This window comes from Nocardioides sp. Root122 (assembly GCF_001425025.1).
Taxonomy (GTDB): Bacteria; Actinomycetota; Actinomycetes; order Propionibacteriales; family Nocardioidaceae; genus Nocardioides.
Map to the genome: position 1 here is coordinate 15,113 of NZ_LMDE01000004.1, position 12,790 is coordinate 27,902.

The 12,790-nt window shown below is 71.7% G+C and carries 7 protein-coding genes; 4 read left to right on the forward strand and 3 right to left on the reverse strand.

From position 1 onward, the window contains the following. Positions 1-3: 3 nt before the first annotated feature. Together map and ASC64_RS05830 are read left to right on the forward strand one after the other, a co-directional pair. Positions 4-828 (forward strand): type I methionyl aminopeptidase, encoded by an 825-nt coding sequence (map, locus tag ASC64_RS05825; RefSeq protein ID WP_056906607.1) that lies wholly within the window; start codon positions 4-6, stop codon positions 826-828. A 206-nt stretch (positions 829-1,034) separates the two neighbouring features. Beyond that, positions 1,035-2,060, forward strand: a complete 1,026-nt coding sequence (locus ASC64_RS05830) for a TerC family protein (RefSeq protein ID WP_056906608.1) — start codon at positions 1,035-1,037, stop codon at positions 2,058-2,060. Between the two features lie 18 nt (positions 2,061-2,078). Here the strand turns inward: ASC64_RS05830 and ASC64_RS05835 are convergent, their stop codons facing one another. From ASC64_RS05835 to ASC64_RS05845, 3 genes are read right to left on the reverse strand one after another with little or no spacing between them, the layout of a single operon-like run. Beyond that, on the reverse strand, positions 2,079-2,786 hold the full coding sequence (locus ASC64_RS05835; protein WP_056906609.1) for an HNH endonuclease family protein: 708 nt from the start codon (positions 2,784-2,786) through the stop codon (positions 2,079-2,081). Then, on the reverse strand, positions 2,774-4,180 hold the full coding sequence (locus ASC64_RS05840) for a serine/threonine-protein kinase (protein WP_056906610.1): 1,407 nt from the start codon (positions 4,178-4,180) through the stop codon (positions 2,774-2,776). Before ASC64_RS05840 ends, ASC64_RS05835 begins: the two co-directional genes overlap by 13 nt. Then, positions 4,177-5,316, reverse strand: a complete 1,140-nt coding sequence (locus tag ASC64_RS05845; protein ID WP_156385044.1) for an FHA domain-containing protein — start codon at positions 5,314-5,316, stop codon at positions 4,177-4,179. The genes ASC64_RS05840 and ASC64_RS05845 overlap by 4 nt, the downstream gene beginning before the upstream one ends. A gap of 192 nt (positions 5,317-5,508) precedes the next feature. On the opposite strand from ASC64_RS05845, the gene ASC64_RS05850 reads away from it, so the two are divergent. Further along, complete coding sequence (locus tag ASC64_RS05850; protein WP_156385045.1) at positions 5,509-11,769, forward strand: Ig-like domain-containing protein; 6,261 nt, start codon at positions 5,509-5,511, stop codon at positions 11,767-11,769. A gap of 49 nt (positions 11,770-11,818) precedes the next feature. Further along, positions 11,819-12,790, forward strand: coding sequence for an AAA family ATPase (locus ASC64_RS05855; RefSeq protein ID WP_056906613.1), 972 nt, complete (start codon positions 11,819-11,821; stop codon positions 12,788-12,790).

Below are 12,790 nucleotides of genomic sequence, written 5' to 3' on the forward strand. Positions count from 1 at the left end.
CCCATGGGCTTCCGCGACCGCGGGATCGAGATCAAGACCCCCGAGCAGATCGACCTGATGCGCGTCGCCGGACGGCTCGTGGGGGAGACCCTCGAGCTGCTCCGGCAGGCCACGGGTCCGGGCGTCACCACGCTCGAGCTCGACACCCTCGCCGAGACCCACATCCGCGACCACGGCGGCATCCCGTCGTTCAAGGGATACAGCCACCCGCCGTTCCCGGCCACGATCTGTGCCTCGGTCAACGACGAGGTCGTCCACGGCATCCCCGGACCCCGCGTCCTGGCCGAGGGCGACGTGATCTCCATCGACTGCGGCGCGATCGTCGAGGGGTGGCACGGCGACGCGGCGATCACCGTCCCGGTGGGCGAGGTCGCCGACGACGTGCGCGAGCTGCTGCGGGTGACCGAGGAGTCCCTGTGGCGCGGCATGGCCGCGGCGCGGCTCGACGGCCGGGTCACCGACATCAGCCACGCGATCGAGACCTACGTCCGCTCGCAGGGCCGCTACGGCATCCTCGAGGACTACACCGGGCACGGCATCGGCACCGAGATGCACATGCCCCCCAACGTGCCCAACTACGGCCGCCGCGGCCGCGGCCCCTCGATCGTCGAGGGCCTCGCGCTGGCGGTCGAGCCCATGGTCACCCTCGGCAGCAAGCACACCGAGCTGCTCGAGGACGAGTGGACGGTCGCGACGGTCGACAGCTCCATGTCGGCCCACTTCGAGCACACCTTCACCGTGACCCCGCAGGGTGCCTGGGTCCTCACCGCCGTCGACGGTGGCCGGGCGCGGCTCGCGGAGCTGGGCGTCCCATTCGGCGGACGCTGACGCCGATTTCACCCACCCCCCACCGGGCGTGACAGACTGGCTCGGCTGGAGGGGAGTATTTCCCCGCGGTGGTGTCGTCATCACGGTGTCCGCGCGAGCGGCGCCCGGTGCCACTGGTTCGCCCTGACGTGCGAGCGGAAGAGACCTCCGGTTTCCGTGCTGTGCGCGGACACCGAACTCATCCTCACCCCCCAAGGAGCATCAGCGTGGACGTCCCCACCTGGGTCTGGATCGCCACCGCCGTGGTGACCCTCGTCGTGTTCACCTTCGACCTCGTCGTGATCGGCCGCAAGCCGCACGAGCCGACCATGAGGGAGTGCGCGACCTACCTGTCGATCTACGTCGGGTTGGCGGTCCTGTTCGGGCTCGGCGTCTGGTACGCCGCCGGCGGCACACCCGCGCTGGAGTTCTTCTCGGGCTGGCTGGTCGAGTACTCGCTCTCCATCGACAACCTGTTCATCTTCATCATCATCATGGCCAAGTTCGCCGTGCCCCGCGAGCTGCAGCAGTACGCCCTGATGATCGGCATCGTGATGGCGCTGGTCATGCGCGCCATCTTCATCGCCGTCGGCGCCACCGCGATCAACAACTTCAGCTGGGTCTTCTACCTCTTCGGGCTGTTCCTGGTCTACACGGCGGTCAAGCTCGCCAAGGAGGGCGCCGAGGACGAGGACGACGAGTTCGAGGAGAACCGCGTCGTCGCCTTCATCGAGCGCCGCTTCCCGGCCACCTCGGAGTGGCACGGCGAGAGCCTGGTCGTGAAGCAGGGCGCCCAGCGCATGATCACCCCGATGTTCATCGTGATCATCACGCTCGGCACCACCGACCTGCTGTTCGCCCTGGACTCGATCCCGGCGATCTTCGGCATCACCAAGGAGCCCTACCTGGTGCTCACGGCCAACATCTTCGCGCTGATGGGCCTGCGCCAGCTCTACTTCCTCATCGGTGGCCTGCTCGAGCGGCTCATCTACCTGTCCTACGGCCTGGCGTTCCTGCTCGCCTTCATCGGGGTGAAGCTGATCCTGCACGCCATGCACGAGAACGAGCTGTCGTTCATCAACGGCGGCCACCACATCTCGTGGGCGCCCGACATCCCGATCTGGCTCTCCCTGGTCGTCATCCTCGCCACGCTGGCCGTGACGGCGGTGCTGTCGCTGTGGGCCTCGAGCCGCATGTCGCCCGAGGAGCAGGACGCGGCCACCGGCCCCCGCCGCGACTGGGAGGACGACTGACCCGCCGCAGCGGGTCGCTCAGCAGGACCGGGCGACGAGCCGCACGGCGTCGGCGTCGGCCGTGGTGAGGGGCAGGTCCCACGCCACGGCCACCCGGACGTACAACGTGGCGTAGGTGCAGCGGTAGCGCCGCCACGCCGGCAGCCAGTCGGCCGGCCCATCGGCCTCCTTGGCCTGGTTGGCGCTCGCCGAGACCGCGAGCAGCTCGCGGCGTACGTCGTTGGCAAACGCGGTGCGCCGTCGCGGGGTCCATGCCCAGGCGCCGCCGTGCCACGCGCGCGCCAACGGGTAGACGTGGTCGATCGAGATGACGTAGCCGTCGTCGCGCCACGTCATCCGCTCGCCGGTGTAGGGGTCGCGCAGCCGCGCCTCGTAGATCCGGCACCTCGACCCCCACCGCATCTCGATGTCCGTCATCTGCAGGAGCAGGACGTCCTCGCGGGTGGTGCAGCCGTTGTGGCCCTTCGGCCCGTCGTGGTCGTCGGTCCAGGGCTCGCCGAAGACGCAGCCGCCGGGGTCGCAGTCGCGGTCGTAGCCGGGGTGGTGCTCGATGTCGGCCACGACGCGGGCCCGGTCGAGCAGGTCGAGGACACGGGCCCCGCCCGGCGCGGGTCCGCTCACCCGGTCGAGAGCGGTCACGGCAGTGGCGGGTGCCGACAGACCGAGCGGGGCGAGCAGGCCGACCAGGCCGACCAGGATCGCGCAGCGGGCGATCAGGACACGCACTGGTTCACGGTGGGGGAGTTGTCGGAGCCACGTGTCATCCGCAGCTCGAGGCAGACGGCCTGGTCGGTGCGGACGAGGACGCTCGTCTTCTTCGTGGTGGTGTAGGCGCCGGTGTCGTCGCGGAAGTAGGTGAACGAGTCACCCTTCTCGGGCGGGACCGAGGTGTTCCACTCGAACAGCACCCCCCGGGGAGTACGACGACCGGTCAGTGTGGGCGCCTCGGTGAGCACGTCGGGCACGAGCGGCGAGGGCGTCGTCGAGCCGCTCGGCACCACGACGCCGGGGTCCTCGTCCGGGCCGCCGCCGAGCACCACGTAGCCGAGGAGGGCCGCCAGGACAGCCACGGCGACGCCGGCCCACACGAGGCGGGACGTCCCGCCGGCCGCCTCGTCGCCGTCCTGGGCGGCGGGGGCCGGGTCCTGGGCGGCGATGCGGCGGGGCCCGCTGGCCGAGATCACGGTCACCGGCTTCATCGCGGTGGCGTCCTCGGGAGCCTCCGGCACCTCCGGGGACGCGACCGACGCGTCGGGGCGGTCCCCCTCGACCGCGACCGAGGTGCGCGCCCAACCGGCGGCCGACTCGATGCGCTGCAGCGCCCGGGCCAGCTCCAGGGCGCTCTGCGGCCGGTGCTCGGGCTTCTTGGCCAGGCACTGCTGCAGGAGGCGGTCGAGGGCCGGTGGCACGTCGGGCCGCTGCGTGGCGGGCGGCGCGGCGTGCAGGATGCGGGCGCTCAGGGCGCGCGTGGAGTTGTCACCGGAGGGGATCGAGAAGGGCGAGCGTCCCACCAGCAGGTGCCAGATGGTGGCACCGAGCGAGTAGACGTCCGAGGCCACGGACCCGTTGGACCGGCCGTCGAGCAGCTCCGGCGGCGACCAGGGGTAGGAGATCCGGACGTCGTTGTCGCCCTCCACGTCCGCCATGTGGCCGGCGATGCCGAAGTCGGTGAGGGCGGGCTCGTGGTAGGTCGTCACGAGGACGTTGCTGGGCTTGATGTCGCGGTGCAGGATCCCCGACCGGTGGGCCGTCTCGATCGCGCTCGCCAGCTTGATGCCGGTCGAGACCGCGTCGACGGGCGCCATCGGGTTCGAGCGCACCCGGACGCCGAGGTCCGGCGGCGGGCAGTAGCGCATGACCAGGAACGGACGTCCGCCCTCGGCGGTGACCCCCGCCGTGATCACCGAGACGATGTAGGGGTGGTCGGCGAGGCGGGCCATGGCGTTGGCCTCGGCGGTGAAGAGGTACTTCTCGCGGTCGGTGAGGGGCACGTCGGGGCGCACGACCTTCACCGCCACCCGCTGGCGGGGCCACTGCTGCTCGTAGAGGAAGACGTCGGCGAAGCCACCGCTGCCCAGGTGCTCGACGAACGCGAACCCGGGGATCTCCGGGGCGCTCACCGGGCAACAGCCCCCGTCTCGAAGCGGACGGCATAGACGTGCGCCATGTCGAGGACGGTACCGGGCTCGAGGACGTACGCGTCGCCCGGGCGCATCCGCTGGGGCTCGCGACCGGGTGGGGCGATGGTCGTGCCGCCGCGACTGTCGAGGTCACGGGCCACGACGTCCCACCCGTCGAGCTCGACCTGCAGGTGGCGTCGCGACACGAAGGAGTGGTCCTTCGGGAGGTGCACGAGGTGCGGCCAGTCGGTGCTGCCCTCCGCAGGCGCGGGCTTGCGGCCGAGGACCACTCCGCGGTCCAGCGGCACCACCTCACCCGTGGGCAGGCGCAGGCCGCCGAGGGCGGGACGCTCGACGCGCCGCGGCTCCTGCGGTGCGACGCGCTGGTGGCAGACCCGGCACTGCGGGGAGACGGGCGGGGTGAGGTGGCCCAGGGGGCAGCTGACCGCCAGGACCGTCGGCACGCTGGCCTGGGCCAGGTGCGCGGGCCGGTGGCTGGTGGCGCCGTCGTGGTCGTCGGCGGAGGAGCTGTGCGGCTCGGAGGGCTGGCGGATGGTGGTGTGGGTGCCCTCCTCGATCCGCGCGACCATGAGCGGATCCGGCTCGGACGTGTCCGGAAGTGCCCCGGTGTCCTCGGCGGGCCGCAGCACGCGGGTGCGCGGCGGCGGGCCGTCGGGGCCCTTGGCGGCGAGGATGTCGGCCGGGATCCCGTCGATGAGCGCGCCGGAGGGGGATGGCGCCTCGACCTCCTGGGCGTGCGCGACCGGGGCCGTGCGGACCGAGAGCGGCTGCAGCTCGACCCGGTCGGCGCCGACGACACCGCCGACGAGGCGGCGCGTGGACGGAAGGCGCCCGGGGTCGCCGCCACCGTCGAGGCTGAGCACCCGGGACGGACCGGCGAGGCGGACGTGGCCGGTGCCACGTGACAGCGTCGAGGAGGCGCCGGAGGTGAAGTCGGCGATTGCGAGGGCAGGCGGGTCGCCGTCGAAGTGCTTCTCCACGATGGCCATCACCCGTTCGACGACGGGTGAGCCGGACGGTGCGGTCATCGACAGGACGTCCCAGATGTCCTGGACGACCTGCTCGTCACCGGGGTCGGTCAGCAGCACCCAGTGGGCGCCACTGCCGAGAAGCACGCCGTCCCCTGCGGCGTACCTCGCTTCCACGATCAACGTCGGCTCCCCTCGTCCACGCCCACTCGTCCATCATCACCCATCACGGCGTCGCGACGCACGCCGTCCCGACTTGTCCGAACCTTGACCCGATACATACCCTCCTGCTGGGTGACTGCGGCGGGCGCACTCATTCGTGGGCCAAGGGGGGCTGGCGTGACACGGACGTCGTTCGTGCGTCGACACCGCGCGGGCATCGCATCAGGTGCCGCGCTGGCCGTCGCCGCGTCCGCCCTCGTCGCCTACGCGATCACGGCCGACGGCTACAAGGCGCACGAGGCCGACCTCAACGACGGTGGCGTGTGGGTCGTCAACGGCGCCAAGGGCTGGTCGGGCCGGATGAACAAGCCGATCAACCAGCTCGACGGCGTGGTCCCGACCCAGGACGGCAAGGCCCGCCTCGACGTCGTCCAGGACGGCGCCGCAGTGGTGACCCTCAACCTCGACGCCAGCCGCGGTCAGGCGATCGAGACCACGCGGCTGGAGTCCCAGGACGGCGGCTCGGCCGCGGTCCCGAGCATCGGCCACGTCGCCATGGGTGGCGGCACCCTCGCCAGCGTCGACGCCGAGACCGGTGAGGTCTGGGCGGTCCGCTACGACGAGCAGGTCGGGCGGCCCGTGATGAGCGCGGTCGACCGCCAGGCCGACCCGGTCGCGAAGGCCGGCAAGGACGCGGCGCTCGCCGTGGCGCAGGACGGCACGGTCGTCGTCACGTCGGCCGACGAGGGCACGGTCACCACGATGGCCCCGAAGGGTGCCGCGCTCGGCAAGCCCGAGTCGCGTGACCTGCCCCGGGACGCCGGTCAGGTCAGCGCGGTCACCACCGTCGGCGACCGCGTCGTCACGCTCGACGCCCGCGCCGGCGTGGTCCGGGTGCTCGACGGCGCGACCGTCGCGGTCCCGCCGGACAGCGAGCTCCAGCAGCCCGGCCCCGACGCCGACGCCGTGCTGGTGGGTGCGCCCGACGGCCTCCTCAGCATCGACCTCGGGTCCGGCGACGTGACCACGGTGTCGTCGCGGTCCGGCACGGCCGTCGCCCCGGTGCGTCTCGGCGCCTGCGTCTTCGGCGCCTGGTCCGGCGGCCAGGGCGCGGTGACCGTGCAGTGCGGGTCGGAGATCGTCACCGACGAGGCGCTGGGCGGCGACGCGACGCGCCTGGCCTTCCGCGTGAACCGCGGCGAGATCGTCCTCAACGACGCCGTCAGCGGCACCGTGTGGGACGTGCAGCAGGAGCACCCGGTCAAGATCGACAATTGGGAGGCCTTCACCTCGAAGAAGAAGGACGACGAGGAGGAGGACAAGGACGAGAACGAGAGCCAGGCCGACAAGCGACCGCCGCAGGCCAAGCCCGACTCCTACGGCGTGCGTGCCGGCCGCACCACGGTCCTCCACCCGCTCGACAACGACTCCGCGCCCGACGGCCGCCTGCTCAGCATCGTCGACGTCGACCAGCCCACCGGGGGAGCGCGGGTCGAGATCAGCCCCGACGGCCAGACCCTCGTCCTGCAGATGCCCGACGACGGCCGCGCGGCGAGCTTCCAGTACTTCATCGACGACGGCCGCGACGGCCTCTCCGCCCACGCCGCGGTCACCGTCGACGTGCGCGCTCCCGGTGCGAACGAGGCGCCCACGCTGCGCGCGGGCTACCGCAAGCCGACCTACAAGGTGCCGCACGGCGGCGCGCTCGACGTCCCCGTGCTCGCCGACTGGCGCGACGACGCCGACGGCGACACCCTCCTCCTCGACTCCGCGCAGGCCGTCGGTGGGGAGGAGACCGGAGCGGTCGCCCGCACCACCGCCGACGGCAGGATCCGCTTCAGCGCCCCGACCGCGAAGGCCGACGGGCAGCAGCTGGTGCGGGTCGAGTTCGCCGTCACCGACGGCAACTCGGCTGCCGTCAAGCGCTCCATGACGTTCCAGGTCCAGGCGCCGCTGGACCAGAACTCCTTCCCGCCGACCGCCGAGCCCGACGTGGTGCGCGGCGAGGCCGGCAAGCCGATCAAGATCCGTCCGCTGCTCAACGACCTGCCGGGTTCCGACCCGGCGACCCCCAACGCCGAGCTCAGCCTGGGCGGCAAGGTCCCGCAGCAGCCGGGCGCCACGATCGTCTCCGACCTGGACGCTGGGACGCTGACGTTCACCGCAGACCGTCCCGGCACCTACTTCCTCAACTACGACGCCGGCTACGGCAACGCCGACCTCGACCAGGGCACGATCCGCGTCGACGTGAAGCCGCGACCGAAGCGGTCCGCGGACCCCATCGCGATGCCTGACACGCTGACCGTCTACGGCCAGGCCCCCGGCGTCGTCGACGTGCTCGCCAACGACCTCGATCCCGCGGGCGGCCTCCTCGTCGTCACGCGCGCCTCGGCAGACCGCGCCGGCCAGCTCGACGTCGCCATCATCGACGGCCGCTGGCTGCGCATCTCGGCGGTCCAGCCCGAGCTCAGGCCCATCACCCAGACCGTGTCCTACACCATCAGCAACGGTCCGAGCGCCGGCGTGCAGGGCGAGGTGGTGGTCACCCAGCGGCCCGCGCCCGCGGACAACACGCCCATCACCGTGGCCGACAAGGTCGTCGTACGGGCCGGCACCGCGGTGTCCGCCCCGGTGCTCGACAACGACGTCTCGCCGTCGGGTGACCGGCTGACCCTGGTGAGCGACCTCGTCGCGGCGGAGGTCCCCGGCGAGCTCGACGTGGTGGCGCCGATCGACGTCACCGGCGACGTCGGCAAGGCCTTCGTGTCGGGCCGGATGGTCCGCTACGTCGCGCCCGACCGGATCGCCGAGCGCGACACCTTCACGGTCCGCTACGTCGCGCAGAACCTCGACGGCAAGCGCGCCCTCGGTCGTCTGCTCGTGACGATCGTGCCCGCCGACGACCCCAACGACCCACCGGAGCCGCCCACGCTGGAGGGCCGCGTCGTCTCCGGCGACAAGGTCAAGATCCGCGTCCCGTCCGTCGGCGTCGACCGCAACGGCGACCCGGTGACGGTCACCGGCATCACGGCCGCACCACGGCTGGGCCGCATCGTCTCCTTCGGCGGCAACTTCCTGGAGTACCAGGCCTACCCGCGCACCGTCGGCACCGACGAGTTCAGCTACGCGGTGGTCGACTCCCAGGGCGCCTTCGCGACCGGCACCGTGCGCGTCGCGGTCGTCGGGCTCAGCCAGCCCCAGCCCCCGCTCGCCGTCGAGGACCGCCTCACCGTCGAGCCCGGGCGCACCGCGACGTTCGACCCGCTCGCCAACGACTTCGTCGCCCCTGGCGACGTCGTCGACGTGAACCTGCTCAGCGCGCCCGAGGGCGTCAGGCTCGACCCCAAGACCAACCTGGTGAGCGTGCGGGCGCCCGGCGACCTCGCGGCTCCGCCCGTCGTGATCCGCTACAGCATCACCAACGGGCTGAGCGAGTCACGGGCGACGATGACGCTCGAGACGGCCGACGACTACAACAACCCGCCGATCGTCTACGACGCGTTCGGTCGCGCCGGCGACAGCGGCAGCGTGGTGGTCGACGTGCTGGAGGGCGCCTACGACCCCGACGGCCCGGCGCAGGACATCGAGGTCGTCAGCGTCGGCGGCAGCGCCAGGGTCCTCGACGGTGTCGAGGTGCGCGCCGACCGCGGTGCGGCGCCCCAGGTCCTGCCGTTCCAGGTGCGCGACGGGGACGGGGCGGCCGCAGCCGCCTCGGTCTACATCCCCCCGACCGGCACCGGCCTGCCGTCGGTGCTCCCGGACGCGCTGATCGAGCTCGACCCCGGCGAGACCGCGAGCGGCAGGATCACCGACTACATCGAGGCGCCCGAGGGGGCCGACGTGCGTCTCGCGTCCGGCCGGCGCTCCTACGACGCCACGCCGACCGCGCTGACCGCGGGCCCGGACGGCGACAACCGCTTCTCCCTGACGGCACCCGCGTCCTTCCGCGGCCCGGGCGCGCTGCTCGTCGAGGTCACCACCGCGACCGACGAGAGCGGCAACGAGGACACCACCACCACCGCTGACGGTGCGACCGTGGTGCTCTCGATCCCGGTCTACGTCGGCGACGACAAGCCGTCCCTGGAGTGCCCATCGACGGTGCTGCCGATGTCGGCAGGCCAGCGCCTGGCCCTCGACATCGCCACCTTCTGCACGGTCTACACCGACGACCCGCGCGACGCCGCCGGCCTCAGCTTCGCCGCCGAGTGGAGCGAGCCGCTCGAGGGTCTCGACGTGGGCAGCCCGGACGGCTCGGTCGTGGCCGTGACCGCGGCCGACACCGCCACCGAGGGCGGCGAGGCGGTGCTGTCGGTGCGCGCAGGGGACAGCAACACCGAGGAGGTCCGCTTCCGGCTCGCCCAGGCACCTCCGCCCACCTTGGCGCCGATCAAGGTCGACACCATGGAGGCGGGCCAGACCCGCACCTACGACGTCGGCGACTACCTCACGGGCGGGGTGGCCGACCCCGACCCCACCATCCTCTCGGTCGACAGCACCGGGAACTCCGGTGTCCGGGCGAGCTTCGAGGGCAGCAGGCTGACCCTCACGGCCGCCAAGGACGCACGGGGCGTGCAGGCCGGCTTCCGCATCGTGGTCAGCGACATCTCCTCCGACGACCCGCCGGCATCGCGCCGCGCCGAGGGCCAGATGCAGTTCCAGGTGGTCGGCACCCCGTCGCCGCCGGGTGAGCCACGTCCCTACCGGAACTCCGACGAGGTCGGGACCGTGACGATGTCGTGGGCGCCGCCGGACGACGACGGCGGAGCGCCGGTCCTCTACTACTGGGTGCGCGAGGAGCGGTCCGGCGACAAGCAGCGCTGCGACACCAACGAGTGCGTCTACCGCAACCTGAAGTCGGGGTCCAACTACAGCTTCCGGGCTGCGGCGGTCAACCGGGTGGGCCAGAGCGAGTGGAGCGGCCTGTCGAAGTCGGCGCAGGCCGACACGGTGCCCGGCCGCGTCCAGGACATCCGGATGACCGACCGCGGTGACGGCACGATCACGTTCGCGTGGGACAAGCCGTCGACGAAGACCTCGAAGATCCTCGACTACACCATCACCTGGATCGGCGGGCAGGCCGTGGTGGGCGGCGAGCAGACGTCGTACACGGCGTCGGGGCTGAACAACAACGAGAAGTACGTCTTCACCGTGAAGGCGCACAACAAGACCGGCTACTCCCTCCCGCGCTCGTCGCCGGAGATGCAGCCCATCGGCACCCCGCCCGCGCCCGCGGCGCCCGTCGTGACCGACCTCGAGGCCGGCGCCAACCAGACCAACGTGCGCATCACGTGGCAGCCCGTGCTGGCAGAGGGTCCCGCACCGACCCTCTACACGGTGACCTACTCCAACGGCCAGACCACCACGGCCGTCCCCGGGTGCCAGAGGATCGCCTCGGTGACCTGCACCCACGCGGGCGTCCCCTACGACGGCCTGATCTACACCTACCGGGTGACGGCCGCCAACATCCAGAACCGGTCGCAGCCCAGCGACGGCACCTCGATCGAGGCCGTGGGCCGTCCTGCTGCGTGGGGCGCCTTCCAGGTCTACGGCACCGGCAACAACCAGGAGGCGGAGATCCAGTACACCGTCCCCGAGTCTCGCGGTGCCACGAGCAAGGTGGACATCCTGGTGGGCGGGCTGGTGCAGAAGTCCTTCGACCAGCAGACCGGTCCCCACACGGAGCGCTTCCCAGTGCCCAGCAACGAGCAGCCCTACCCGGTCCAGCTCCGGGTGTGCAACGAGAACGCTCCCGCCGGCTGCACCCTCAGCGGCCAGCAGAACGTCCAGACGTTCGGCCCGCTGGGCGGCATGCTCGACGACCTCGGCGCGCCGTCGGTCAACGGCAAGTCGCTGACGTGGACCATCACGGGCAGCAGCAACGGCGACCCGGCGGTGCTCGACATCTCGATCAACGGCTCACTGGCGCAGACCGTCAACCTGACCTCCGTCGGACGCTTCTCCCAGTCGTTCACGACCTCGACGAGCAACTACGAGCAGGACGTCAGCATCTCGGTGACGCTCCGGGACACCTCACCGGGCAACCGCGGGACGGACAGCTCCTCACGCCGCGACCAGAGCGGACCGCCACCACCGCCGGCGATCACGCTGGGGCGCAAGCCCTGCAGCGACAGCACCGACAGCACGGCCGCCGCCTGCACGTTCAAGGGCAACGCGGAGGGACCCCTCCTGACCGGCTGCACGAGCGCGACCTGCGGCTTCCTCGTCATCGGCACCACCGACATGAACCGCCGCTACAGCTGCAGCATCACCAACACGGTGCAGGGGGACACCTCGCGCAGCTTCGACACCAACGGGCAGCACACCACGGACGTCTACTACCGCGTCGGCATCGTCACGGTGACCTGCGACGAGACCGGCGGCAACCGTGAGGCCGGCTCGACCACCCGGGAATGGAAAGACCTTCCGGTGATCCCGTGATCCTGCGATCCCGCGATCCCGGCCCCAGCGCCACCTACAGAGGAGCAGCATGACGATCAGCCCCGAGCAGGCCGAGTGGTTCAAGTCCACCTTCGACCAGCTCACCGACAACATGGAGAAGGCCGTCCTCGGCAAGCGCCACGTGGTGCGGCTCGCGCTGACCTGCTTGCTCTCCGAGGGCCACATCCTGCTCGAGGACTTCCCGGGCACGGGCAAGACGATGCTGGCGCGGGCGCTCGCCAACACCGTCCAGGGCAGCCACGCCCGCATCCAGTTCACGCCCGACCTGCTGCCCTCCGACGTCACCGGCGTGACGGTCTACGACCAGCACAAGGGCACCTTCGAGTTCCACCCCGGTCCGATCTTCCACACGATCGTGCTGGCCGACGAGATCAACCGTGCCTCGCCGAAGACCCAGTCCGCACTGCTGGAGGTCATGGAGGAGGGCCGCGTCACCGTCGACGGCGTCGCCCACCCGGTCGGCCGCCCGTTCCTCGTCATCGCCACGCAGAACCCCATCGAGCAGGCCGGCACCTACCGCCTCCCCGAGGCGCAGCTGGACCGCTTCCTGATGAAGACCTCGGTCGGCTACCCCGACCGGCAGGCCACCGTCGAGCTGCTCAACAACGCCGCGGTCCGTGACCGCGCCGCCCTGGTCACGCCCGTGATCACCGCGGCGACCATCGCGCAGATGAGCGGCCTGGCCGACCAGGTCTACGTCGACCCGGCCGTGATCGGCTACGTCGCCGAGCTGGCCGAGGAGTCTCGCCGCCAGCCGCACGTGAAGCTCGGCCTCTCGGCCCGTGGCTGCCTGGCGTTCGTGCGCGTCGCCAAGACCTGGGCGGCCGCCGACGGGCGCGACCACGTGGTCCCCGACGACATCAAGGACCTCGCCGAGCCCGTGCTCTCGCACCGCCTGCTGCTCGACGCCGAGGCGCAGTTCAGCGGCGTGGACGTGCAGACCGTGATCTCGCGCCTGCTCGACGCCGTCGCGCCGCCGACCGACCGCGTGGGGGCCTAG